Consider the following 23,363-nt stretch of genomic DNA (forward strand, 5'->3'; position numbering starts at 1 on the left):
GCGTTTTGAGCAGCCGGACATGCCAACTTCCGTCAGCTGTAGACAGGTAGGAAATCCCCGGCAGAAATATGCCGCTGAACTGATACACATACTCCCTCGGTGCGACGCGTCAAGCGTCAGTGCGAAATGCCGATACGCCAAGGGGAGTGATGTCGGACGTTCGGGATTCCCTTGACCGGGCCGGCTACGGACGGCTCGCGCACGCCCTCACCGTGTGCGGGCGCGAGGGATTCACGGGAGAGCTGCGGGTACCGGGCAGCCCGGGTGGCGCGTTCCATCTGAGGGACGGACTCGTGGTCGCGGCCGAGAGCCCCGGCGCCCCCGCCCCCGAGGCGCTCCTGCTGCGCTCCGACCGCATCGACGGCGCGCAGTGGGCGGAACTGGTGCGCGAGTCCGGCGGGGCCCGCTGGCCGGCCGCCGGGCTGATCGCACACGGCTACGCGGGAGCCGCCCAGCTCAGGGTGGTCTGTGTCATGGCCCTGCACGACGCGGCCTTCGCCATCGTCGCCGGGCAGGTGGACGGCTGCGAGACCGCCACCGACACCGAGCCGCACGCCCCGGTCGCCGTCGGCGAGACACCCGCCCGGCTGCTCCAGGAGGCGGTGCGCAAACTGGCCGCCGTGGCCGCGCTGCCGTACCCCGTGCGGCCCGACCGGGAACGACCCCTGGCCGTGGCCCCGGCGGACCGCGCCCGCACCCCGCTGCAACAGGAGCTGCTCGTCCACGCCGACGGCCGCCGCACCGCCCGCGACCTGGCCTTCCGTACCGGTCGCGGGGTCTACACCGTCACGGTGGAGGTGGCGCGCATGCTCGGCGAAGGGCTGCTGGAGTGCGCCGCCCCGGCCGACCGGACACCCGTCCGGATGCCGATGGAGGCTCCGGTCGTACGACACCGGGAGCCGCCCCCACGCGCCCCGGACCCGGAGCCGCCCCCCGCCCCCATCGAACTGCCGCGCCGCGAGCCGGGCGCCAGCGGCATCACCGAAGCCCTCGCCCCGACCAAGAGCGGGACGAGCTGGAAAGGGTTCTTCCGGCTGCGGCACGGAACCGCCAAATGAAAAGGGCGTGTTGATGGCAGCAATGGTCGAATCCAGTCAGGAACGAGGGAGTTGAGCACATGAATCACGAAGCCCTGGCGCGGGAAATGCGCGGGCTGCGCGAAAGGGTCACCGGAATCACCGACACAGCACTGGCCGCCGCCGACGGAATGCTCATCGCGGCTGACACGGCGGACTCGATCGACCCGGAGGGCCTCGCCGCACTCGCGGCCGCCGGCCTCGGCCTGGCGCGCCGCACGGCCGAGGCCACCTCACGCGGAGTGCTGCGGCAGACGGTGACGTACGGCAGTCACGGCTGCGTCGCCTTCTACGCCGTGGGCGACACGGCCCTGATGGTCGTGCTGGGCGACGAGGGGATGGATGTGGACCGCCTGCACCGGGCGACCCACCCGGCCCTCGACCGGATCGGTTCGATCCTCATGGACAAGACACCAGAAGGAGTGTGAAGGGATGGCGACGAAGCGTATGACTCCGGGTTTCTCCGACCAGGTGATGAGTCTGGTCAAATCGCTCCGCAGTGATTCACCGGACTGCGTCGCGGCAGGTGTGGTCGACATGTCGACCGGGATGCTGCTCTCCTACGAGACGGTCGACAATCACCCGCCCGAGGTCCTGGACCTCCTGGCGGGCGCGACGCTCGACCTGTTCCAGGGACGGACGGTCGTGATGATCGAGGACATCTTCAAGGAGCGCCGCGGCCTCACCAATGACAGCCACTTCTTCCAGGAGATCCTGGTCAACAGCGAGAACCTCACCCACCTGTTCATCCGCATGAACGAGCAGCAGGACGTCGTGGCCGTGATCGTCTGCCGCAAGTCGGTCAACGTCGGCATGCTGTTCGCCCAGGCCCGGAGGGTGGTGCGGGAGCACAGCCTGTGACCGCACGGGGCGTGGGCCCCTCCCACCGGGAAGGGGCCCACGCGAAGAGGTGCGGCTACTCCGTGCGCAGCCCGTCCGGCCGCATCAGCCGCAGCAGCGGCGGCAGGCTGAGCAGCGTCACGGCGATGACGACGCCGGCACCCACGCCGGTCATCGACAGGACGCTCATCCAGTCCACGCGGACCGTGGTGCTCGTCATCTTCAGCAGGACCGCGCCCAGCGTCAGACCCACCGTGGACGCCAGCAGCAGGCCCAGCGCGATCGGGATCGCCGTCTGCCACAGCACCGACAGACCCAGGGTGCGGCGCCGGGTGCCGAAGGCGATCAGCGACGACAGCAGCTTCTTGCGCTCGCGCAGCTGCTCCAGCTGGGAGACCAGCAGGCTCGCGCCGATCAGCACCAGGACGCAGCTGGCTCCGACGAACAGGCCGGTACGGATGGACCGGAACTGCAACGACTGCTCACTGGACGCCAGGCTGAACACGTTCGCCAGCGGATCCAGCCGTGCGGCCGTGTTGCGCGCGTTCTCACGCGCGTCCGGCACCGACGGGTCCAGCATCACGAACACCTTCTGGTACAGACTGGGCGCCGCACCCTTGGGCAGCGCGCCCGAGGTGATCAGCAGGCCGCCGCGCGCGTAGCCGGTCGGATCCTCGCGCTGCTCCGCCGCCTTGATGCCGGAGGGCACCTTCCAGGCCATCGGGTGGCCCGGCGCGCCCTCGTACGACGGGTCGAAGTACACGGTGCTGCCCGTCTCGGCGAGCTTCTTCGTCTTGCTGTCGTAGTCGCTGCCGAGGATCCGGAAGATGTCGCCGTTCCGGCAGGACGCCAGCCGGGCCACCTCGCGCAGCTCCGCGCAGCTGCCGACGGCGACCTCCAGCTCGGCCTCGGGCTCCTTGGCCCGGTCCCCGACCGAGGTCAGCGAGATGGCCGACGCGCGGCGCACGCCCTTGGTCTGCGCCAGCTGCCGGCCGGCCTCGGCAGGCGAGGCGACGTGGCTCGTGGAGACCTCCATCTGAGCCCGGGTCAGGTCGTTGGCGGTCTGCTTGGTGTAGTCGCCCTCGACCCCGGAGAACAGCATCTGCAGCGCGATCGCCCCGGCCACCGCGACGGCGATGCCGTTGACCATGCGGGCGGCCGTACCGCTGCTCAACTGAAGCCTGCGGATGGCCAGTTGCCAGGAGACCGAGCCGGAGTTCAGCCGGGCCACCACGGCCTCGACGACCCACGGCAGCAGGGCGGTGATACCGACGAGGAGCAGTACCGTGCCGCCGATCACCAGCCACTCGTTGAAGTTCCCGTTGTCGTTGCCCTGGCCGATCATCGGGTAGAGCATCGCCAGACCGCCCAGCGGCAGCAGCAGCCGCCACCACAGCCGGCGCCGCGGCGGCTGCGCCGTACGGACCACGCCGAGCGGTTCGATGACCACCCCGCGCAGGGCGAACAGCGTCACCAGGACGGCCGCCGCGGGCACGGCGACGGCGACGAGCGCGACGAGCCCGGGCGACGGGTTGAGGTCGCTCGGGAACACGCTGATGTCCCGCACCCTCATCAGGGCCGCCAGCTGACGCCCGGCCAGGAAGAAGCCGGTGCCGAGGACGAGCCCGAGCAGTGCCCCGGCGAGCGCCTCGCCGGCGGCGATCCGGCGCGCCATCCGGCCGTCCGCGCCGACCAGCCTGAGCGCCGCGAGCCGGCGGTCCCGGCGCTCGCCGCCGAAGCGCACGGCCGCCGCGATGAACACGCCGACCGGCAGCAGCAGCACGGTGAAGACGATCAGGATGAGCAGCAGCAGGACCGGGTCCAGGGGCTCCTGAGTGTTCCCGGGGGAGGGCCCGAAGCGGTCGATGCGTTCGGCGTTGCCGCCGGACAGGTGGTTCTCGAGCCCCTGGGCGCCCGCGTAGTAGGCGAGTTCGCCGGGTCCGATCAGGCCGGACTGCCCGATGGTGCCGGTGATGCGGTAGGGGATGCGTTCGCGCAGCAGCTTGCCGGAGCCGGACTCGAGCAGTTTCTTCAGCGCGGGCGAGACGACCATCTCGCCCTTCGCCGGGAACTTCGCGAGGCCCGGCGGCAGCGGGGCCCGTGCGCCCTCGGGCTCCAGGAGCCTGCCGCGCACGTCGTCGCTGCGGAACGTCGTGTCGGTGCGGCCGACGACGAGCGTGTCGTCCGCCTTCGGTATCACCTTCCCGCTGTAGGTGAAGTCGTCCCGGGCGCTGCCGCGCCGGTCACGCTCGTTCAGCGCGTTCGGCACCGCCGTCGTGAGCAGCAGCAGCGCCACCCCGAGTCCGACGCCGACCGCGGTCAGCAGCGCCCGGACCCAGCCCTCACGTCCGCCGGTGAAGGCGAACCGGGCCCCCATGGCCAGATCCCTGGACCTCCCCCAGGCTCTCGGCTCCGCTCGAGCGGTCAGGTGCCCCCTCCGCGCACTCATATGGCGCGCTCCATGTCCCGGGACTTGCCGTCCCGCACCACGATCTCGCGGTCGGAGTAGGCGGCCACCCGCGCCTCGTGCGTGACCAGGACGACGGCGGCGTTGGTGGAGCGGGCCGCGTCCGTGAGCAGTTCCATCACGCGCTCGCCGTTGAGGGAGTCGAGCGCGCCGGTCGGCTCGTCGGCGAACAGCACCCGCGGCCCGGTCACCAGCGCCCGCGCCACCGCGACGCGCTGGCCCTGACCGCCGGACACCTCGCCGGGCCGCTTGCCCTTCAGGTCGTCGACCTCGAGCCGCTCCATCCAGCTCAGTGCCGCCCGCTCGGCCTCCTTGCGGGAGGTGCCGTTCAGCCGCAGTGGCAGGGCCACGTTCTCCACACAGGTCAACTCCGGTACGAGCTGTCCGAACTGGAACACGAACCCGAACTCGGACCGCCGAAGTGCGCTGCGCCGGGCGTCGTTCATCGTCGCGAGCTCCTGCCCGTTGTACGTGATCGAGCCCGAGTCCGGCGGCACGATCCCCGCGAGACAGTGCAGCAGCGTCGACTTGCCGGACCCGGAGGGGCCCATCACGGCGACGACCTCACCGGGGTGGATGGAGAACTCGGCGCCGTCGAGCGCGACGGTCGGCCCGTACGCCTTGCGCAGGTCCTGGGCGGTGAGCAGGGAACCGGGAGGAGGAGTCACTTGGCCACCGCCGCACGGAGCTTGTCGAGGCGCGCCGCGGTCAGTTCCAGCCAGCGCAGGTCCGCCTCCAGGTGGAACAGCGCGTGGTCGCAGATCAGCTGGTCCGCGAGGTCGCCCTTGCGCTTGCGGTCGGTCAGGATCCGCATGCTGCGCAGGTGCTCGGAGCGCTGGGTGTCGAGGATGCCGGCCGCGTTCCGGTGCGTGAGCAGCGCGAGGACGACCTTGGTGTAGAGGGTCGACTGGAGGTACTCCTCCGGCTTCTCCGGCGTCGCCAGCCACCGCTCGACGTCGGTGACCCCGGCGTCCGTGATCGCGTAGCGCTTGCGCTCGGGGCCTCCGCCCGCCTCGATCCCGTCGACTTCGACGAGTCCGTTCTTCAGCAGGCGGGACATCGTCGAGTAGACCTGGCCGTAGTGCAGCGGCCGGTCGTGACCGAACTTCTCGTCGAAGGCCCGCTTCAAGTCGTAGCCGTGGCGCGGGCCGGACTCCAGGAGCCCCAGAAGGGTGTGACCGATGGACATGGCAGCACTCTACATAGGGTGTATACGCAGTATGTATACGCGGAGTGTGTAGATCATGGCGGGGGGTACGGCCCCGCAGGTGGGGGCCGATTGTCACAGTTCTGCTACACGGCGGTCAGTCCGGCCCGGGGGGCCGTCCACGGCGGGGAATCGGGCCCGCGCCCTTCGGCAGCCGCCCGGCGTCCGCCAGGGCCTTGCGCAGCAGGAACTCGATCTGTGCGTTGGCCGACCGCAGCTCGTCCCCGGCCCACCGCGCCAGCGCCTCGTACACCGACGGGTCCAGCCGCAGCAGCACCTGCTTGCGCTGCTGCGGCCGACGCTGGGGGGCCGAACCCCCGGAGGGATCCGTCACTGGTAGAGGGTCCCCGTGTTCAGGACGGGCTGCGGCGCCCGGTCCCCGCACAGCACCACCATCAGATTGGAAACCATCGCCGCCTTACGCTCCTCGTCCAGCTCCACGATGTCCCGCTCGGCGATCCGGGCGAGCGCCGCCTCCACCATCCCGACCGCTCCGTCGACGATCTGCCGCCGGGCCGCGACCACCGCACCCGCCTGCTGCCGCTGGAGCATCGCGGAGGCGATCTCGGGAGCGTACGCGAGATGCGTGAAGCGCGACTCGATGATCCGCACGCCGGCCGCCTCCACGCGCGCGTGCAGCTCGGCCGCGAGCTTCTCGGTGATTTCCTCGGCGTTGCCGCGCAGTGAGAGCCCGTCCTCGTCGTGGGCGTCGTACGGGTACTCAATGGCTATGTGCCGCACCGCCGTCTCCGTTTGCGTGGCGACGAACTCGGTGTAGTCGTCCACCTCGAAGACGGCCTGGGCGGTGTCCTGGACCTTCCAGACCACGACCGCGGCGAGCTCGATCGGGTTGCCGTAGGCGTCGTTCACCTTGAGGACGGCGGTCTCGTGGTTGCGCACCCGGGTGGAGATCCGGGTCCGCGAGGTGAAGGGGTTCACCCAGCGCAGGCCGTCCTGCCGGATCGTCCCCCGGTACCGCCCGAAGAGCTGGACCACCCGCGCCTCGCCTGGCGCCACCGTGTTCAGTCCGCGCATCGCGATGACGGAGGCGAGGAAGACGAGCACGCCCGCTACGAGCAGTCCGGCCTTGGCGCCGGCCGCGGTGACCGTCGAGGAGGCGGTGATGAGGCCGAAGGTGACCAGCAGCCCGGTCAGCCCGAGCAGCAGCGCGAGCCCGCCGCCGATGCTGTGCGCGGTGAACTCCCGCACACGGGGGGCAGGCATCTCGGGTGCGTCGCGCAGGTCGTGCGTGTCGTGCGTGTCGTGTGTGGACATGGGTGGGTCCCCCGTTCGCGTGGCGCTGCCGTTCGTCTAGCACCGCTCTATCCAAGTGATATCACTTTATCGCGTCCTGGCAACCTCGAGCCCCGTTCGTACGTCGGTTCCCTTGGGATGGGGTGCTGATTGTCACGTCCGTAAAAGAGCGGATCGGGCGCCCTTTGTCATATAGAGCGGTGTTAGTTTTCTGAGCTGACCTGAGCCAAACACCTGTGTGACAGCCGAGACGGGGAGCAGACGTACTCATGGGACGAGCGGAAGAACGAAGAGCGCGTCAGCGCGGTGGCGGTGGCCACCGAGCGGCGCCCAAGCGCCGCTCGTCGGGTCACGCGGCCGGGTCCACCGGGCCGGGCAAGCCCGCCAAGGGCCGCATACGCAGATTGTTCACCTGGAAGAAGATCCTCGGCACGGTCTTCGGTTTCTGCCTCCTCGGCATCACCGGCTTCATCGTCCTGTACCTGATGGTGGACGTCCCCAGCGGCAATCCGCTCGCGCAGCAGCAGAGCAATGTCTACAAGTACAGCGACGGCACGATCCTGGCCCGGGACGGCAAGGTCAACCGTGAGATCGTCGATCTGACCAAGGTGCCCCGGAAGGTCCAGCTGACCTTCGTGGCCGCCGAGAACAAGAACTTCTACAACGACCCCGGCGTCGACCTGAAGGGCACCGCCCGCGGTCTGATCAACACCCTCTCCGGCAAGGGGAAGCAGGGTGGTTCGACGATCACTCAGCAGTATGTCAAGAACTACTACCTCAACCAGGACCAGACCGTCACGCGCAAGCTGAAGGAACTGGTCATCTCGTTGAAGGTGGAACGCCAGAAGACCAAGGACGACATCCTCGCGGGCTACATCAACACCAGCTACTACGGCCGTGGCGCCTACGGCATCCAGGCCGCCGCGCAGGCCTACTACCGGGTCGACGCCGAGAAGCTGAAGGTCGAGCAGGGCGCATATCTCGCCGCGCTGCTGCAGGCGCCGAGCCAGTACGACTGGGCGGCCGCGTCCGACACCGGCAAGCGGCTGGTGAAGGAGCGCTGGAACTACGTCCTGAACAACATGGTCGAGGAGGGCTGGCTGGACTCGGCCGAGCGCCAGTCCCTGAAGTTCCCCGTACCCAAGGACCCGAAGGGCACCCCGGGCCGGGAGGGCCAGAAGGGCTATCTGATCGACCTCGCCAACAAGCAGCTGGAACAGCAGCTGATGGAGGAAGAGGGCCTCACCCCGTCCCAGGCGGAGGCGAAGGTCGAGAACCAGGGCTGGACCATCACCCTGAACATCGACAAGAAGAAGCAGCAGGCGCTGGAGGATGCGGTCAAGACCCAGCTGACCGGCAAGCTCGACAAGAAGAAGCGCAAGGTGGACGGGAACGTCCAGGCGGGTGCCGTCTCGGTCGACCCCAGGACGGGCAAGATCGTCGCGTTGTACGGCGGTCAGGACTACTTCAAGCACTACTTCAGCAACGCGACCCGCCGGGACTACCAGCCCGCGTCGACGTTCAAGCCGGTGATCCTCGCCGCCGCGCTGGAGGACAAGGCCAAGACGCAGGACGGCAACGAGATCGCCGCGAACACGAAGTACGACGGCACCAGCCGCCGCCCGGTCGTGGACAACGGCGCCAAGGTCGGCTTCGCGCCGCCCAACGAGGACGACCAGAACTACGGCCCCATCACGGTCCAGAAGGCCATGAACCAGTCCGTCAACTCGGTCTTCGCGCAGATGGGCGTCGACGTGGGCATGGACAACGTGATGAGCACAGCCAAGGAGCTGGGCATGGACACCAAGGGCATGCAGGCGGTGCCCGCGCAGACGCTGGGCTCCATGGGCGCCAGCCCGCTGGAAATGGCCGGTATCTACGCCACCCTCGACAACCACGGCCAGAAGGTGACGCCGTCGATCGTCAAGTCGGCGGAGAAGAAGAACCGTTCAGTGAAGATGCCGAACCCGATCGGCAGCTCGGTGATCAGCCGCACCGCCGCCGACACGGTGACCTCGGTGCTGACCGGCGTGGTCGACGACGGTACGGCCAGCAAGTCGGTGGCGCGCAACTCGCTGCGCAACGGCCAGCAGGTGGCGGGCAAGACGGGTACCTCCGACGAGAACCGTTCCGCGTGGTTCACCGGCTACACCCCCGACCTGGTCACCTCGGTGGGCCTGTTCGGCGAGGACAAGAAGACCGGGAACCATGTCTCGCTGAGGGGCGCGACCGGGCTCCCGGTCCCTGGCCTCCGGGTCAACGGCGGCGGCTACCCGGCCCAGATCTGGGCCACATACACCTTCGGCGTCACGGAAAAGTCCAAGTTCGACCTGAACGCCACCCAGGGCGCCGCCGTCGAGCCGACCGACACGCCGACCTGGTCGTCGTCGCCGACCCAGACCCCGTCCCAGTCGCCGACCTCCCAGTCGCCGAGCCCGTCCGGCACGCCGACGCAGTCACCGACCCAGACCCCGACCACCCAGGCGCCGACCCAGACCCCGACGACCAGGCCGCCGACGACGACTCCGCCGGCCACACCGACGGGTGACGTCACGGACGACCCGCTCAACCCGGCCGACCAGCAGTGACGCCAGAGGGCGCCCGGACAGTCCGGGCGCCCTCTGCGCCGTGATGGCCTGAGGAGCTCGGTGACGGCCGCGAACCGGGCCTAACTCCGGTTCAGTTCGAACCAGACGACCTTTCCGGTGCTCAGCCGGGTCGCGCCCCACCGCCTGGCCAGTTTGTTGACCAGGTACAGTCCGCGCCCGCCCTCGTCCGTCGCCCGTGCCTGCCGCAGCCGCGGCAGCTGCGGCACGTCGTCGCCGACCTCGCAGCGCAGCACGTCGGTGCGCAGCAGCCGGAGGGTGACCGGACGGGACGCGTAGCGCACGGCGTTGGTGACGACCTCGCTGACCAGGAGTTCCACCGAGTCGCTGAGGTCCTCCAGACCCCAGCGGGCGAGCGCGCGCCGGGCCAGCCGGCGGGCCCGGCCGGGGGCCGCGTCCTCCGGCTCCAGGAACCAGTACGCCACGTCGCTCGGCGCGATCCCGTCGAAGCGGGCGGCGAGCAGCGCGATGTCGTCGTCCCGGTCGCCCGGACCGAGCATGTCGAGCACCTCGTCGCACAGGGCCTCGAGGGGCGGAGGGTGGTCGGGACCGGTCAGCTGGGCGGTCGCCGCCAGCTTCTCGCGCAGTTGCTCTATGCCGGTCCACACGTCCCGCAGCCGGGACTCGACGAGGCCGTCGGTGTACAGGAGCAGCGTGGCCCCGGCGGGCGCGTCCAGCTCCACGGCCTCGAAGTCGACCCCGCCCACGCCGATCGGCGCGCCCGGCGGCACCCGCAGCACCTCGGCCCTTCCGCCCAGGTGCAGCAGCACCGGCGGAGGATGGCCGGCGTTGGCGATGGTGATCCGGTGCGAGACCGGGTCGTACACCGCGTACAGGCAGGTCGCCATCCGGTCGCTGCCCAGGCGCTGGGCCTGTTCGTCGAGGTGGTGCAGCACCTCCTGCGGCGGCAGGTCGAGCCCGGCCAGGGTCTGCGCGGTGGTGCGCAGCTGGCCCATGATCGCGGCGGAGGTCATGGAGTGGCCCATGACGTCCCCGACGACCAGCGCGACCCGGCTGCCGGGCAGCGGGATGGCGTCGTACCAGTCGCCGCCGACCCGGGCGGTCTCGGCCGCGGGGAGGTAGCGGGAGGCCAGCCGGACGCCCGTCGGGCGCGGCAGGGTCTCCGGGAGCATGGTGCGCTGGAGCTCGTCGGCGATGTAGGCCTCACGGCCGTACAGCACCGCCTTGTCGATGCCCAGGGCGCTGTGCGTGGCCAGCTGGGCGGCGACCAGCAGGTCGTCGGCCTCGAAGGCCAGGCGCTCCGGGCGGCGCAGGAAGAGCGCGGCACCGATGACCCGGCGGCGGCCGCGCAGCGGGGCGAGGATCGCGTGCTGTCCGTCGGGGACGACCGACTCGCCGCTCTCGCCCAGGAGTTCGGGCAGCGCGGCGCGCGCGGCCGGCGCGTCCGCGAACACGGGACGTACCCCGCGCAGCACCTCGTTCAGCGCGCCGCCGGGCCGCACCTCGCACAGCTCGGCGGTCAGCGAGGACAGCTCCGACAGTCCTGTCGGCTCCGCCGGCTCGGGCTCCGGGGCCTGCACGGGCAGGAAGCCGCCCTCGGTGTCACGTTCCTCCGGAATCCGGTCCGTGCGGCGCAGCCGCAGCACGACCGGCCCGGTGGGCCGTTCGTCGCCCACCGGCAGCGGGTCGCGCAGATAGACGAGGATGGCGTCCGAGAAGGTCGGTACGGTCGCCCGGCACAGGCCCATCACGATCTCGTCGAGGTCGATGCCACGGGCGATCCGCCGGGTCGCGGCGCCCACGAACCGCAGCCGGTCCCCGTCCCGCCGCATCGGCATCGGCCGCCCGGGCGGCAGCCCCCGCCCGCTACGGCGGTCCTGGCCACCGGTGGCCCGCTCCTGCTCGGCGCCGGGCTGGGGCGGAATGCCCTCCGGCGTGGGACGCGGGCGGTGCGTGTCGGTCTCGGCGGCGGCCGGCTGCGAGTGCTCGGGACGATTGACTGGGGGCTCCTTCCCCTTGCCGCAGGGCGCGGTCGTACCGGGCGAAGAGGGCGTCTCGCCGGTGCGGGCCTGTGCGGGTAAGGCGGTGGCGCCGAGCGGCTTCGGGGAACGCAGGAGCGCCCCGCGGGGCTCCGCGGGGTCGACGCCCGGCTGGGGGCGGTCGTAGGAGGAGGTGGGGTGCTCCGTCACGCGTGTCGAATCCATCCGTCCGGGGCTGCGCGCCGCGCGCGCAGTTCGTCCCGCAGAAATCCCGATACCCGGAATACGTGCCCCGGGAACGGAATTCCCGCGTGGTCAGAGGTTGTTCCTGTGCAACCGGCGAACCTTCTGCGGCCCGTGCCGGTGTTGCCCTCGTACCCCTCGCTCACGTCCTGCCGCCCCTCGGTGACGTTCGGTCAAGCCCGGTGCATGTTCCGGGAGTTGCTGCTGCGCACCCTTGCGGAGGACGATCCTACGGTTGTGGACCGGGGGCGCATCAAGGGTCTCATGAGGACACATGCGCTGGCGTACGGTCCCAGTCCTCCGGAAGTGAAGGTACAGCCCAGGACGGATCCGGGCGCCAGTGCTGCCAGCCTTCCGAGAACGGCGGCCCCCAGGCGCGGATCACCTCCACCACGGTCCGCCCCGCCTCCCGCACCTGCCCGGCCAGCCGGGCGTCCATCAGTCCGTCCCGCTGGGCCTGCGCGAACTCGTCCTCGTCGCGCCAGTGCCAACTGCGGTCCGGGTGAACGGAGATGTCCAGAAAATGGTCCTCGGAGTCCACTCCGCCGTCCCAACGGGCCAGCGGCTGCTCAAGATTGACGTACCAGTTCTTGAAACGCCAGCCCGGCTCCCAGAACAGCCACACCGACCAGGGCTCACCGGGCCGGGCCAGCTTCAGCACCCCGGTGCCGAACCAGCGGCCGACCTCCACCGTGCGCGGCTTGGTGTACCGGGACTCCAGCGGCTCCACGTGCACCGGCGTACCGTCGGCGAGCACCGGCTTCATGCACTCGGTGCCTGGCGCCATCCACACGGCGAGCAGGTCCGCGTCGTCCCGGACGACGGTGACGGGGCGTGCGATGTGGAAGCGCCGGCCGGCATTCTCCCGGTACCGCCACAGGATGTGACTTCCGGGCGCCCAGTAGCCCGCCGAACCGCCCGCTTCCTCGCGCTCCATGCGTCTCACCGCTCCGCCGTCTGCCATGCACAGATATTAGGTGCCGTAGGCATACGACGCTGCGGTGCGCGTCACGGTTCTGGCCCGGCGGGGCGAATGGTCCGCCGGCGGTTACGCACGCGTCATACGCAGGACATCCAGCGCCTCGTCGAGCTGCTCCAGGGTGAGGTCGCCGCGCTCCACGTACCCGCCCTCCAGCACCACTTGGCGGATCGTCTTCCGGTCCGCCAGGGCCTTCTTGGCGACCTTCGCGGCTTCCTCGTACCCGATGTACTTGTTGAGCGGGGTGACCACGGAGAGTGACGACTCGGCGTACTCGCGGGCCCGTTCCCGGTTGGCGGTGATCCCGTCGACGGTCCGGTCGGCAAGCAGCCGCGAGACGTTGGCGAGCAGCCGGATCGACTCCAGCACGTTCTTCGCGATGACCGGAAGCATCACATTGAGCTCGAAGTTCCCGGAGGCGCCGGCCGTGGCGATGGTCACGTCGTTGCCGACGACCTGCGCGCAGACCATGAGCACGGCCTCCGGGATGACCGGGTTGACCTTGCCGGGCATGATCGAGGAGCCCGGCTGGAGGTCCGGGAGCTGGATCTCGGCGAGCCCGGTCCGCGGCCCCGACGCCATCCACCGCAGATCATTGGCGATCTTCGTGAGCCCGACGGCGATGGTCCGCAGCTGCCCGCTGGTCTCCACGATCCCGTCGCGTGCACCCTGCGCCTCGAAATGGTCGCGTGCCTCGGTGAGGGGCAGCCCGGTGGTGCGGGCCACCTCCTCGATCACGGCGGCGGAGAACCCGGGCGGGGTGTTGATCCCGGTCCCCACGGCCGTGCCGCCCAGCGGCAGCTCGGCCAGCCGCGGCAGGGAGGCGTTCAGCCGCTCGATCCCGTACCGCACCTGGGCGGCGTACCCGCCGAACTCCTGGCCCAGTGTCACGGGCGTCGCGTCCATCAGATGGGTCCGCCCCGACTTCACCACGTCACCGAACTCCTCGGCCTTGCGCTCCAGGGAGCCGGCGAGGTGCTCCAGGGCCGGGATCAGATCGCGGGTGACGGCGGCGGTGGCGGCGATGTGCAGGGAGGAGGGGAAGACGTCGTTGGACGACTGCGAGGCGTTGACGTGGTCGTTCGGATGCACGTCCCGGCCGAGCCGCTCGCTCGCCAGCGTGGCGATCACCTCGTTGGTGTTCATGTTGGACGAGGTGCCGGACCCCGTCTGGAACACGTCCACCGGGAAGTGCTCGTCCCACTTCCCCTCGGCCACCTCCGCGGCCGCGTCCTGGATCGCCTCGGCGACGTCCTTGTCGAGCACCCCGAGCCCGGCGTTCACCTTCGCCGCGGCCCCCTTGATCCGGGCGAGCGCCTCGATGTGGGCGCGCTCGATGCGGTGACCGGAGACGGGAAAGTTCTCGACGGCACGCTGGGTCTGCGCCCGCCACTTGGCGTCGAGGGGGACGCGGACCTCGCCCATGGAATCGTGCTCGATGCGGTATTCGCTCATGCCGCTTATAGCGACCGGGACGGCGCGGATGTTCCGACCTCTGGGCCACCCGGGTGGGCCAACTTCGACGGCTTCGGGGCCGGTCGGTACGCGAACTGCGGCAACTGCCCGTGCGGAGGCGCACGGTCGTTCAACTTGTTCGGCCTGCGGCACCGCTCGGCCCGTCGGGCGTTTGAGGACGAGGTCCGTCGGATCGCTGGGGCCGGGGCCCCGGAAGGGTTGAAGGGGTGGAGCCCCTGGGGATGGGTCGGGTAGGGGCGGCGGGGGCGAGAAGTGCCCCCGCCGCGCCCGGGGAACTACGCCAGCCCGGGGCCCCGCACCGGGATCGAAGTGAACGTCGGCGCCGGGGCGGGGTCCTGGAAGAAGTCGTTGCCCTTGTCGTCGACGACGATGAACGCCGGGAAGTCCTCGACCTCGATCTTCCAGACGGCCTCCATGCCGAGCTCCTCGTACTCGACGACCTCGACCTTCTTGATGCAGTCCTGGGCGAGCCGCGCGGCCGGGCCGCCGATCGAGCCGAGGTAGAAGCCGCCGTGCGTGCCGCACGCGTCCGTGACCTGCCTGCTGCGGTTGCCCTTGGCGAGCATCACCTTGGAGCCCCCCGCCGCCTGGAACTGCGCGACGTAGGAGTCCATGCGCCCGGCCGTGGTCGGACCGAAGGAGCCGGAGGCGTAGCCCTCGGGGGTCTTCGCCGGGCCGGCGTAGTACACCGGGTGGTCCTTCAGGTACTGCGGCATCTCCTCACCCGCGTCCAGCCGCTCCTTGATCTTGGCGTGCGCGATGTCACGCGCTACGACCAGCGGGCCGCTGAGGGACAGCCGGGTCTTGACCGGGTACTTGGTCAGCTCGGCCAGAATGTCGTCCATCGGCTGGTTGAGGTCGATGCGGACGACGTCACCGTCGGACTCGAGGTGCTCGTCCGTCGTCTCCGGCAGGAATCGCGCCGGGTCCGTTTCCAGCTGCTCCAGGAAGACACCCTCGGCGGTGATCTTCGCGATGGCCTGGCGGTCCGCCGAGCAGGACACGGCGATCGCCACCGGGCAGGACGCCCCGTGGCGGGGGAGACGCACCACACGGACGTCGTGGCAGAAGTACTTGCCGCCGAACTGCGCGCCGATACCGATCTTCTGCGTCAGCTCGAAGACCTTCTCCTCCAGCTCCTTGTCCCGGAAACCGTGGCCGAGCGGCGAACCCTCGGCCGGGATCTCGTCCAGGTAGTGCGCGGAGGCGTACTTCGCGGTCTTCAGGGCGTACTCGGCGGACGTACCGCCGACGACGATCGCCAGGTGGTACGGCGGACAGGCGGCCGTACCGAGCGAACGGATCTTCTCCTCCAGGAACTTCATCATGGAGGCCTCGTTCAGGACGGCCTTCGTCTCCTGGTACAGGAACGACTTGTTGGCGGAGCCGCCGCCCTTCGCCATGAACAGGAACTTGTACGCGCCGCCGTCGGTCGCGTACAGCTCGATCTGCGCCGGGAGGTTGGAGCCGGTGTTCTTCTCCTCCCACATGGTGAGCGGAGCCATCTGCGAGTAGCGCAGGTTCAGCTTGGTGTAGGCGTCGTAGATGCCGTGGGACAGTGCCTTCTCGTCCTCACCTTCGGTGAGGACGTTCTGGCCGCGCTTGCCCATGACGATCGCCGTGCCGGTGTCCTGGCACATGGGCAGCACACCGGCCGCCGCGATGTTCGCGTTCTTCAGCAGGTCCAGCGCGACGAACTTGTCGTTCGCCGACGCCTCAGGGTCGTCGATGATGCGGCGCAGCTGCGCGAGGTGGGCCGGGCGCAGATAGTGCTGGATGTCGTGGATGGCCTCCTCGGCCAGCTTGCGCAGCGCCTCCGGCTCCACCTTGAGGAACGTCCGCCCGTCGGCCTCGAAGGTGGAGACACCTTCGGAGGTCACCAGCCGGTACGGGGTGGCGTCCTCTCCCATGGGGAGCAGATCGGTGTACGCGAACTCAGGCATCTTCGCCCATTCCTCACTCGACAGGCAGCTTTTCCAGGCGGCTCGTCTCCGGGGCGCGCCTGTGGCCCGTCGGCGTCGACGGGCCTCACCAGCGTAGAACCTGCGGCAGACACGGAACCTGTGAGGTAAGGCTCAGTTCGCGACGCGCGGGGTTGTCCACACCCCTAGTCGCGATCTATCGCGTTTCGGTACGCTGCTGCCGTGGACCTTCAGAAGCACCCTCAGCAGGAGCGCACGGCGCCTCCCGTCGCCGAGCTGCGCGCCTCGGACGCCGACCGTGACCGCATCGCCGACATCCTGCGCGACGCCCTCGCCGAGGGGCGCCTGACCGCCGACGAGCACGCAGAGCGCGTGGAGGGGGTGCTGAACGCCAAGACGGTGGGCGAGCTGGAGGTCTTCATCCGGGACCTGCCCGCCGCCCACGAGCGTCCGGCGGCCCCGGCCTACACGCCCGTGCCGCCCCGCCCCGCGCCGGGCGCGATACCGGCCGAGGCGGACGCCAACGTTGTCGCCGTGTTCAGCAGTGCCATGCGCCGGGGGCGTTGGCGTGCCGGGCGCCGCTTGCACGCGTACGCGATCTTCGGCACCGTCGAGATCGACCTCAGCGAGGCGATCTTCGAGTACCAGCACGTCGTGATCAAGGCGGTCTCGGTCTTCGGCGACGTCCAGATCCGCGTGCCGGAGAATGTGTCGCTGCGTGGCACCGGCGGCGGCGTCCTCGGCAACTTCGAGGTCTCCCCGCTGGATTCGGTCGAGTCCGAGGCGCCTGTCGTCTACGTGGACGGGTGGGCCGTACTGGGCAATGTCGAGGCGCGGCCGAAGCGCGGCAAGCTCGTCGCGGACATCCTCGACCGTGTTCAGGACAAGGCCGACAGGACTTTGCGCAAACACCTCGATCGTTGACGGTTGTGAATCGGGCCGGAAACGGAACGAATCGGTCCTCCCGCGGACGGCGCACAGGGTCGTGAACAAGCCGCCGCGCGCCTGCGGTTCGGAACGCAGTGCATAGGCTCGCGTACAGCGGGTAGGGCTTGCAGCATCGTCTCTCGCTCGCGAAGCCGTCGTCAGGAGTAGACCGTGCTGCAACCGCCGCATTCGTCCCTGCAGGTAGCTGCCGTTCCGGCCCAGCGGGGGCCGGCGCAGGACAGGGACCAAGACGCACCCTGGCACACCGAGGCGGTGTGCCGGCGCGACGAGGCCGGCTTGTTCTTCGCACCTTCCAAGGAGCCCACGGCGGCGAGGCTGTCGCGAGAGGAGGCGGCCAAGCGGGTCTGCGCGCGCTGTCCGGTGATGGTCGAATGCCGTGAGCACGCACTGCTGCAGCCCGAGCCGTACGGCGTCTGGGGCGGCCTCACCGCGGCCGAACGCCGGGTGGTTCTGGCCCGGCGGCGCCGCCGCGACATGGAACTGAAGAAGGCCTCGCGGACGACGACCCGCATAGCGCAGGCGGGCTGAAACATGCAGAGGCGCCCCCTCCGCACCAGGGGGCGCCCCGTGTAAGCCTCGAGCGCGGTCTACTTCGCCCTGTCGAAGTTGATCGCGCTGTACGCACGCAGCTTGCTCAGCCGGTGCTCCGAGTCGATCCGGCGGACCGTGCCGGACTTCGACCGCATCACGATCGAGTCGGTCGTCGCGGTCTCCGACCGGTACCGCACACCCCGCAGCAGCTCACCGTCGGTGATGCCGGTGGCGACGAAGAAGACGTTGTCGCCGGAGACCAGGTCGTTCGTGGTGAGCACCCGGTCGAGGTCGTGTCCGGCGTCGATGGCCCGCTGCCGCTCCTCGTCGTCCTTCGGCCACAGCTTGCCCTGGATGGTGCCGCCGAGGCACTTCACGGCGCAGGCCGAGATGATGCCCTCGGGGGTGCCACCGATGCCCAGCAGCAGGTCCACGCCGGTGCCCTCGCGCAGCGCGTAGATCGAGCCGGCGACGTCGCCGTCCGAGATCAGCTTGATGCGCGCGCCGGCCTCCCGGACCTCCTTGATGATGCCCTCGTGCCGCGGCCGGTCGAGGATGACGACGGTGACGTCCTCGGGCGTGGACCGTTTGGCCTTGGCGATCCGGCGGATGTTGACGGACACGGGCGCGTCGATGTCGACGAAGTCGGCGGCCTCGGGCCCGGTGACGAGCTTGTCCATGTAGAAGACGGCGGACGGGTCGAACATCGTGCCGCGGTCGGCGGCGGCCAGCACCGCGATGGCGTTCGGCATGCCCTTGGCGGTCAGCGTGGTGCCGTCGATCGGGTCGACGGCGATGTCGCACTCGGGGCCGGTCCCGTCGCCGACGCGCTCTCCGTTGAAGAGCATCGGCGCTTCGTCCTTCTCGCCCTCGCCGATGACGACGACGCCGTTCATCGAGACGGTGGAGACGAGGGTCCGCATGGCGCGCACCGCAGCACCGTCGGCGCCGTTCTTGTCACCGCGCCCGACCCAGCGGCCGGCGGCCATGGCGGCGGCTTCGGTCACCCGGACGAGTTCCAGGGCGAGGTTGCGGTCGGGGGCCTCGGAGGGTACTTCCAGCTCGGAGGGCAGATGATGATTCTCGGTCATCGGAGCGCACCTTTCTGATACGACGACGGCCGGATGAGGGTTGCCCCACGACTCTATCGTTAGGCAGACAAAATGAGCAGGGCCCCCCACGGATGAGCGCGCCGGACACCTGCGACGATAGGGGGCGTGGCAGGTTCGAACGGCAAGCAGAAGACGGTCCGGGACATGATTCTCTCCCTGGGCCTCATCGGGATCGCGGCGGGCGTGATCTATCTCTTCATCCCGCACGACGACCACGCTCCCGACCTCAAGCGGGTGGACTACAGCGTGGAGCTCCTGACGGCGCGCCGCGCCGCGACCTACCCGGTGGCCGCGCCCGAGGGTCTGCCGGACGCCTGGAAGGCGACTTCCGTGCGCTTCCAGGGGGAGAACTTCGACCGCTGGCACCTCGGCTTCCAGAACCCCGACGGTGAGTACGTGCAGGTCGAGCAGTCGACTCAGAAGCGAGCCGACTTCATCGACGCGGCCAGCCAGGGGGCGAGCGCGACCAAGGTCACCGAGCGGATCGGCGACCGCACCTGGACGCGCTACACCGGCGGCCGCTACGACGCCCTCGTACTGGAGGGCACGCACGGCTCCACGACGGTGGTGGCGGGTACGGCGTCGTTTGCGCAGCTGACGAAGATGGCGCAGGCGCTGAAGATGGCGTGAGCGCCCGCGCGCACGACAGGGGCCCCGGTACCGCCGGGGGCCCCTGTCGTGCGCGGGATGCTCAGACCGTCGTGATGACGTCGTCGTACGCCAGTCGCGGCGAGCGCGGGAACCAGGCGTCCTCGCCCGGCCTGCCGATGTTGACGACCATCAGCGGAGTGTGGTCGGCGTCCAGGAACTCCTTCTGGACGCTGGCGAAGTCGAGACCGGTCATCGGGCCGGCGGCCAGGCCCGCGGCGCGGATGCCGATGATGAAGTACGCGGCCTGCAGGGCGGCGTTCATCGCGGCGGAACCCTCACGGGCCGGGCGCTCGCCGAAGAACACGTCCTTGGCCTGCGGGAAGTGCGGGAAGAGGGCCGGCAGCTCCTCGTGGAACTCGTTGTCCGCGGAGAGGATCGCGACCAGCGGGGCGGTGGCCGTCTTGGCCTGGTTGCCCTCGGCCATGTGCTGGACCAGGCGCTCGCGGGCCTCGGGGGAGCGGACCAGGGTGATGCGCAGCGGGCTCTGGTTGAAGGCGGTCGGGCCGAACTTCACGAGGTCGTAGATCGCCTGGACCTGCTCCTCGGTCACCGGCTCGTCGGTGAAGGTGTTCGCGGTGCGGGCCTCGCGGAACAGCAGGTCCTGGGCGGCGGGGTCAAGAACGAGAGACATGCGTGAACTTCCTCGAATGCGTGTCCGGTCCCGGAATGCCGGACCGGCTTACGCATCCGAACGTACGCCAATGAAGTTCAAGCTTCAACCAAAACCGGGGTGTGGTGATCCGCTTCACAGCTGACCAGCACAAACGGCTACTCGTCGGCCTCTTCCGCCGCGGCCGCCTCCTCCTCGGCAAGCGCCGCGTCCAGCCGCGCCCGCGCCCCCTCCAGCCAGCGCCGGCATACCTTGGCCAGCTCCTCGCCGCGCTCCCACAGGGCCAGGGACTCCTCCAGGGTCGTCCCTCCGGCCTCCAGTCGCCGTACGACCTCGATCAGCTCGTCGCGCGCCTGCTCGTAGCCGAGCGCCTCATCCACCTTGCCGGTCATCCACTCACCCTAAGAATCGACTCGTACGGAGAACTCACCCTCGGCGACCCGCGCCCGCAGCGCCTCGCCCCCGGCCACCTCGTCCGGGTCCCGCACCACATGACCGTCGGACTTCTGCAGCACCGCGTAACCGCGCTTCAGCGTCGCCGCGGGGGAGAGGGCCACCACGCGCGCGTGCGTGTGCGTCAGCTCGGAGTCGGCGCGGTCCAGGAGGTGCCCGAGGCAGCGCCGGGAGCGCTCGGTCAGCGACGCGATCTGGTCCGCCCGCTCGTCGACCATGCGGTGCGGATCCTCCATCGAGGGCCGGGCCAGCGCATGGGCCAGCCCGCGCTCCTCCCGCTCGATGAACGCCCCCACACACCGCCGCGCCCGGTCCCGCAGCAGGCGCACGCGCTCGAACTCCTCGCCCACGTCCGGCACGACCTTCTTGGCGGCGTCCGTCGGGGTCGAGGCGCGCAGGTCGGCGACATGGTCGAGCAGCGGGTTGTCCGGCTCGTGCCCGATGGCGGACACCACCGGCGTACGGCAGGCGGCCACCGCGCGGACGAGCTGCTCGTCGGAGAAGGGCAGCAGATCCTCGACGCTGCCGCCGCCGCGCGCGACGATGATCACGTCGACGTCCTCGAGCTCGTCGAGCTCCTTCACCGCCTGCACGACCTGCGGCACCGCGTGCACGCCCTGCACGGGAACGTTGCGCACCTCGAATCGCACGGCGGGCCAGCGGTGCCGGGCGTTCTCCAGCACGTCCCGCTCCGCGGCCGAGGCACGGCCGCAGACCAGGCCGATGAGCTGGGGGAGGAAGGGCAACGGCTTCTTGCGCTCGGGCGCGAAGAGCCCCTCCGCCGCGAGCGTCTTCTTCAGCTGCTCCAGCCGGGCCAGCAGCTCCCCGACCCCGACCGGTCTTATCTCGGCGGCCCGCAGCGACAGCTGCCCGCGCGGCGCGTACCACTCGGGCTTCGCGTGCACGACGACCCGGGCGCCCTCGCCCACGACGTCGGCGACGGCGTCGAACACCTGCCGATAGCAGGTGACGCTCACCGAGATGTCGTACGACGGATCGCGCAGCGTCAGGAACACCACGCCGGCACCCGGCCGCCGCGACAGCTGCGTGATCTGCCCCTCGACCCACACCGCCCCGAGCCGGTCGATCCAGCTCCCGATGAGCCGCGACACCTCACCGACGGGCAGCGGTGCGTCCGCGGACGTGTTGACAGCCATGCGCCCGAGGTTAACGGCCGCCACCGACATCCCGGCCCGATCTTCGGCCTCCGCATGCGGCCTTACGATGGTTCCCATGACTGCTTCGCCTGGCCGCCGTGTCCTGCTCGCCGCCCCACGTGGCTACTGCGCGGGTGTGGACCGCGCCGTGATCGCCGTCGAGAAGGCCCTGGAGCAGTACGGGGCCCCGATCTATGTCCGGCACGAGATCGTCCACAACAAGTACGTCGTGCAGACCCTCGAGAAGAAGGGCGCGATCTTCGTCGAGCAGACGGAGGAGGTCCCGCCCGGGAACATCGTCATGTTCTCCGCGCACGGGGTCGCCCCCGTGGTGCACGAGGAGGCCGAGCGCGGCCGCCTCGCCACCATCGACGCCACCTGCCCCCTGGTCACCAAGGTCCACAAGGAAGCCGTCCGCTTCGCCGACGAGGACTACGACATCCTCCTGATCGGGCACGAGGGCCACGAGGAGGTCATCGGCACCTCCGGCGAGGCCCCCGACCACATCCAGCTCGTCGACGGCCCCGGGGACGTCGCCAAGGTGGAGGTCCGCGACCCCTCCAAGGTCGTCTGGCTGTCGCAGACCACGCTCTCCGTCGACGAGACCATGGAGACCGTCGACGCCCTGAAGGACAAGTTCCCGCAGCTCATCTCCCCGCCGAGCGACGACATCTGCTACGCCACGCAGAACCGCCAGCTCGCCGTGAAGCAGATGGGCGCCGAGGCGGAGCTCGTGATCGTGGTCGGCTCCCGCAACTCCTCCAACTCCAAGAGGCTCGTGGAGGTCGCCAAGCTCGCCGGCGCCCGCGAGGCCTATCTGGTGGACTTCGCCGACGAGATCGACGAGGCCTGGCTGGAGGGCGTGACCACGGTCGGCGTCACCTCCGGCGCCTCCGTCCCGGAGGTCCTGGTGGAGCAGGTCCTGGAGTGGCTCGCCGAGCGCGGCTACGGGGACGTCGAGCTCGTCAGGGCGGCCGAGGAGTCCATCACCTTCTCGCTGCCCAAGGAACTCCGCCGCGACCTGCGCGAGGAGGCGGCGGCCCTGGTCGCCGAGCGCGGCGGATCGGGTACGTCGGACGTGTGACCGGCGGTCCGCCCGGGGCGTGACTGTCAGTCGTACGACGTAACGTAGAGCCATGCAGATCTTCGGCGTGGACATCGGCGGATCCGGGATCAAGGGCGCCCCTGTGGACCTGGAGCGGGGCGACCTCGCGGAGGAGCGCTTCAAGGTGCTCACTCCGCACCCGGCGACGCCCGACGGGGTGGCCGACGGAGTGAAGGAGGTCGTCGAGCACTTCGGCTGGACGGGCCCGGTCGGGCTCACCTTCCCGGGCGTGGTCACCGGCGGCGCCATGATCCGTACGGCCGCCAATGTGGACAGGAGCTGGATCGACACGGACGCGCGCGCCCTGTTCAGCGACCGCCTGGGCGGCCATGACGTCACGGTCGTCAACGACGCGGACGCGGCGGGCATCGCGGAGATGAACTTCGGCGCCGGCCGCGACCGCCGGGGCACGGTCATCCTGCTGACCTTCGGCACCGGCATCGGAAGCGCCGTGTTCGTCGACGGCGCCCTCGTCCCGAACACCGAACTGGGCCATCTCGAGCTGAACGGCCACGACGCGGAGAAGCGGGCCTCCAGCAAGGTCAAGGAGGACCACGACATGACGTGGGAGCACTGGGCCCGCCGGGTCCAGAAGTACCTCGCCCACGTCGAGATGCTGTTCTCCCCCGAGCTGTTCATCATCGGCGGCGGCGTCAGCCGCAAGTCCGACAAGTTCCTGCACCTCATCGAGGGCATCAAGGCGGAGATGGTCCCGGCGCAGCTGCAGAACAACGCGGGGATCGTGGGGGCGGCGATGCGGGCGGTCAAGCAGGGCTAGCGGGGGTT

At 70.0% G+C, this 23,363-nt stretch carries 22 protein-coding genes; 9 read left to right on the forward strand and 13 right to left on the reverse strand.

What is annotated here, in order from left to right:
* Positions 1–149 precede the first annotated feature (149 nt).
* The 3 genes from Q8A52_RS09180 to Q8A52_RS09190 are packed head-to-tail and all read left to right on the forward strand — an operon-like array spanning position 150 to position 1,937.
* On the forward strand, positions 150–1,058 hold the full coding sequence (locus Q8A52_RS09180) for a MarR family transcriptional regulator (RefSeq protein WP_316747972.1): 909 nt from the start codon (positions 150–152) through the stop codon (positions 1,056–1,058).
* Between the two features lie 59 nt (positions 1,059–1,117).
* Positions 1,118–1,504 carry a roadblock/LC7 domain-containing protein gene (locus Q8A52_RS09185; protein WP_316747973.1) on the forward strand — a complete coding sequence of 129 codons (387 nt, stop codon included), beginning with the start codon at positions 1,118–1,120 and terminating at the stop codon, positions 1,502–1,504.
* A gap of 4 nt (positions 1,505–1,508) precedes the next feature.
* Positions 1,509–1,937: a hypothetical protein gene (locus Q8A52_RS09190; protein WP_316747975.1), complete on the forward strand. Its 429-nt coding sequence runs from the start codon at positions 1,509–1,511 to the stop codon at positions 1,935–1,937.
* Positions 1,938–1,992: 55 nt separating this feature from the next.
* Here Q8A52_RS09190 and Q8A52_RS09195 read toward each other — a convergent pair whose 3' ends face one another.
* From Q8A52_RS09195 to Q8A52_RS09215, 5 genes are all read right to left on the reverse strand, one after another.
* Positions 1,993–4,293: an ABC transporter permease gene (locus Q8A52_RS09195; RefSeq protein ID WP_316747977.1), complete on the reverse strand. Its 2,301-nt coding sequence runs from the start codon at positions 4,291–4,293 to the stop codon at positions 1,993–1,995.
* 68 nt (positions 4,294–4,361) lie between these two features.
* On the reverse strand, positions 4,362–5,051 hold the full coding sequence (locus tag Q8A52_RS09200) for an ABC transporter ATP-binding protein (RefSeq protein ID WP_316747978.1): 690 nt from the start codon (positions 5,049–5,051) through the stop codon (positions 4,362–4,364).
* Entirely contained in the window at positions 5,048–5,572 is a 525-nt protein-coding gene (locus tag Q8A52_RS09205; RefSeq protein WP_316747979.1) for a PadR family transcriptional regulator, read from the reverse strand. The genes Q8A52_RS09200 and Q8A52_RS09205 overlap by 4 nt, the downstream gene beginning before the upstream one ends.
* Positions 5,573–5,687: 115 nt before the next feature.
* Positions 5,688–5,975: a hypothetical protein gene (locus tag Q8A52_RS09210; RefSeq protein ID WP_316747980.1), complete on the reverse strand. Its 288-nt coding sequence runs from the start codon at positions 5,973–5,975 to the stop codon at positions 5,688–5,690.
* Positions 5,921–6,865, reverse strand: coding sequence for an SPFH domain-containing protein (locus tag Q8A52_RS09215; protein WP_316747981.1), 945 nt, complete (start codon positions 6,863–6,865; stop codon positions 5,921–5,923). The genes Q8A52_RS09210 and Q8A52_RS09215 overlap by 55 nt, the downstream gene beginning before the upstream one ends.
* Positions 6,866–7,113: 248 nt before the next feature.
* Here Q8A52_RS09215 and Q8A52_RS09220 point away from each other — a divergent pair, with 248 nt between their 5' ends.
* Complete coding sequence (locus Q8A52_RS09220; RefSeq protein ID WP_316747982.1) at positions 7,114–9,432, forward strand: transglycosylase domain-containing protein; 2,319 nt, start codon at positions 7,114–7,116, stop codon at positions 9,430–9,432.
* Between the two features lie 80 nt (positions 9,433–9,512).
* Here the strand turns inward: Q8A52_RS09220 and Q8A52_RS09225 are convergent, their stop codons facing one another.
* The 4 genes from Q8A52_RS09225 to Q8A52_RS09240 form a co-directional block, all read right to left on the reverse strand.
* A complete protein-coding gene (locus Q8A52_RS09225) occupies positions 9,513–11,615 on the reverse strand; it encodes a SpoIIE family protein phosphatase (protein ID WP_316747984.1) in 2,103 nt (700 codons plus the stop codon).
* Positions 11,616–11,895: 280 nt separating this feature from the next.
* Complete coding sequence (gene fomD, locus Q8A52_RS09230; RefSeq protein ID WP_316747986.1) at positions 11,896–12,597, reverse strand: cytidylyl-2-hydroxypropylphosphonate hydrolase; 702 nt, start codon at positions 12,595–12,597, stop codon at positions 11,896–11,898.
* Between the two features lie 84 nt (positions 12,598–12,681).
* Positions 12,682–14,067 carry a class II fumarate hydratase gene (locus Q8A52_RS09235; RefSeq protein ID WP_316747988.1) on the reverse strand — a complete coding sequence of 462 codons (1,386 nt, stop codon included), beginning with the start codon at positions 14,065–14,067 and terminating at the stop codon, positions 12,682–12,684.
* A 296-nt stretch (positions 14,068–14,363) separates the two neighbouring features.
* Positions 14,364–16,031: a fumarate hydratase gene (locus Q8A52_RS09240; RefSeq protein ID WP_316747990.1), complete on the reverse strand. Its 1,668-nt coding sequence runs from the start codon at positions 16,029–16,031 to the stop codon at positions 14,364–14,366.
* Between the two features lie 201 nt (positions 16,032–16,232).
* Here Q8A52_RS09240 and Q8A52_RS09245 point away from each other — a divergent pair, with 201 nt between their 5' ends.
* Together Q8A52_RS09245 and Q8A52_RS09250 are read left to right on the forward strand one after the other, a co-directional pair.
* A complete protein-coding gene (locus Q8A52_RS09245; RefSeq protein ID WP_316747992.1) occupies positions 16,233–16,934 on the forward strand; it encodes a DUF1707 SHOCT-like domain-containing protein in 702 nt (233 codons plus the stop codon).
* A gap of 174 nt (positions 16,935–17,108) precedes the next feature.
* Entirely contained in the window at positions 17,109–17,486 is a 378-nt protein-coding gene (locus tag Q8A52_RS09250; RefSeq protein ID WP_316747995.1) for a WhiB family transcriptional regulator, read from the forward strand.
* 59 nt (positions 17,487–17,545) lie between these two features.
* Here Q8A52_RS09250 and glpX read toward each other — a convergent pair whose 3' ends face one another.
* A complete protein-coding gene (glpX, locus tag Q8A52_RS09255; protein ID WP_316747997.1) occupies positions 17,546–18,580 on the reverse strand; it encodes a class II fructose-bisphosphatase in 1,035 nt (344 codons plus the stop codon).
* Between the two features lie 126 nt (positions 18,581–18,706).
* On the opposite strand from glpX, the gene Q8A52_RS09260 reads away from it, so the two are divergent.
* The gene (locus tag Q8A52_RS09260) at positions 18,707–19,231 is read left to right on the forward strand and encodes a DUF4245 domain-containing protein (protein ID WP_316747999.1); all 525 of its coding nucleotides are present in this window, start codon (positions 18,707–18,709) and stop codon (positions 19,229–19,231) included.
* A 61-nt stretch (positions 19,232–19,292) separates the two neighbouring features.
* Here Q8A52_RS09260 and Q8A52_RS09265 read toward each other — a convergent pair whose 3' ends face one another.
* From Q8A52_RS09265 to xseA, 3 genes are all read right to left on the reverse strand, one after another.
* Positions 19,293–19,883 carry a malonic semialdehyde reductase gene (locus Q8A52_RS09265; RefSeq protein ID WP_316748001.1) on the reverse strand — a complete coding sequence of 197 codons (591 nt, stop codon included), beginning with the start codon at positions 19,881–19,883 and terminating at the stop codon, positions 19,293–19,295.
* Positions 19,884–20,020: 137 nt separating this feature from the next.
* On the reverse strand, positions 20,021–20,254 hold the full coding sequence (locus Q8A52_RS09270) for an exodeoxyribonuclease VII small subunit (protein ID WP_316748002.1): 234 nt from the start codon (positions 20,252–20,254) through the stop codon (positions 20,021–20,023).
* 9 nt (positions 20,255–20,263) lie between these two features.
* Positions 20,264–21,472, reverse strand: coding sequence for an exodeoxyribonuclease VII large subunit (xseA, locus tag Q8A52_RS09275; protein ID WP_316748003.1), 1,209 nt, complete (start codon positions 21,470–21,472; stop codon positions 20,264–20,266).
* Positions 21,473–21,548: 76 nt separating this feature from the next.
* Here xseA and Q8A52_RS09280 point away from each other — a divergent pair, with 76 nt between their 5' ends.
* Together Q8A52_RS09280 and ppgK are read left to right on the forward strand one after the other, a co-directional pair.
* Entirely contained in the window at positions 21,549–22,556 is a 1,008-nt protein-coding gene (locus Q8A52_RS09280) for a 4-hydroxy-3-methylbut-2-enyl diphosphate reductase (RefSeq protein ID WP_316748005.1), read from the forward strand.
* 52 nt (positions 22,557–22,608) lie between these two features.
* On the forward strand, positions 22,609–23,355 hold the full coding sequence (gene ppgK, locus Q8A52_RS09285; RefSeq protein WP_316748007.1) for a polyphosphate--glucose phosphotransferase: 747 nt from the start codon (positions 22,609–22,611) through the stop codon (positions 23,353–23,355).
* Positions 23,356–23,363 lie beyond the last annotated feature (8 nt).

Source organism: Streptomyces herbicida (assembly GCF_032656585.1).
GTDB lineage: Bacteria > Actinomycetota > Actinomycetes > Streptomycetales > Streptomycetaceae > Streptomyces > Streptomyces herbicida.

Bases quoted from the DNA above. Each gene is read 5' to 3' on its own strand.
- Q8A52_RS09180 (WP_316747972.1), top strand. From the start codon at position 150: ATGTCGGACGTTCGGGATTCCCTTGACCGGGCCGGCTACGGACGGCTC.
- Q8A52_RS09185 (WP_316747973.1), top strand. From the start codon at position 1,118: ATGAATCACGAAGCCCTGGCGCGGGAAATGCGCGGGCTGCGCGAAAGG.
- Q8A52_RS09190 (WP_316747975.1), top strand. From the start codon at position 1,509: ATGGCGACGAAGCGTATGACTCCGGGTTTCTCCGACCAGGTGATGAGT.
- Q8A52_RS09195 (WP_316747977.1), bottom strand. From the start codon at position 4,293: ATGGGGGCCCGGTTCGCCTTCACCGGCGGACGTGAGGGCTGGGTCCGG.
- Q8A52_RS09205 (WP_316747979.1), bottom strand. From the start codon at position 5,572: ATGTCCATCGGTCACACCCTTCTGGGGCTCCTGGAGTCCGGCCCGCGC.
- Q8A52_RS09215 (WP_316747981.1), bottom strand. From the start codon at position 6,865: ATGTCCACACACGACACGCACGACACGCACGACCTGCGCGACGCACCC.
- Q8A52_RS09220 (WP_316747982.1), top strand. From the start codon at position 7,114: ATGGGACGAGCGGAAGAACGAAGAGCGCGTCAGCGCGGTGGCGGTGGC.
- Q8A52_RS09225 (WP_316747984.1), bottom strand. From the start codon at position 11,615: ATGGATTCGACACGCGTGACGGAGCACCCCACCTCCTCCTACGACCGC.
- fomD (WP_316747986.1), bottom strand. From the start codon at position 12,597: ATGGCAGACGGCGGAGCGGTGAGACGCATGGAGCGCGAGGAAGCGGGC.
- Q8A52_RS09235 (WP_316747988.1), bottom strand. From the start codon at position 14,067: ATGAGCGAATACCGCATCGAGCACGATTCCATGGGCGAGGTCCGCGTC.
- Q8A52_RS09240 (WP_316747990.1), bottom strand. From the start codon at position 16,031: ATGCCTGAGTTCGCGTACACCGATCTGCTCCCCATGGGAGAGGACGCC.
- glpX (WP_316747997.1), bottom strand. From the start codon at position 18,580: ATGACCGAGAATCATCATCTGCCCTCCGAGCTGGAAGTACCCTCCGAG.
- Q8A52_RS09265 (WP_316748001.1), bottom strand. From the start codon at position 19,883: ATGTCTCTCGTTCTTGACCCCGCCGCCCAGGACCTGCTGTTCCGCGAG.
- Q8A52_RS09270 (WP_316748002.1), bottom strand. From the start codon at position 20,254: ATGACCGGCAAGGTGGATGAGGCGCTCGGCTACGAGCAGGCGCGCGAC.
- xseA (WP_316748003.1), bottom strand. From the start codon at position 21,472: ATGGCTGTCAACACGTCCGCGGACGCACCGCTGCCCGTCGGTGAGGTG.
- Q8A52_RS09280 (WP_316748005.1), top strand. From the start codon at position 21,549: ATGACTGCTTCGCCTGGCCGCCGTGTCCTGCTCGCCGCCCCACGTGGC.
- ppgK (WP_316748007.1), top strand. From the start codon at position 22,609: ATGCAGATCTTCGGCGTGGACATCGGCGGATCCGGGATCAAGGGCGCC.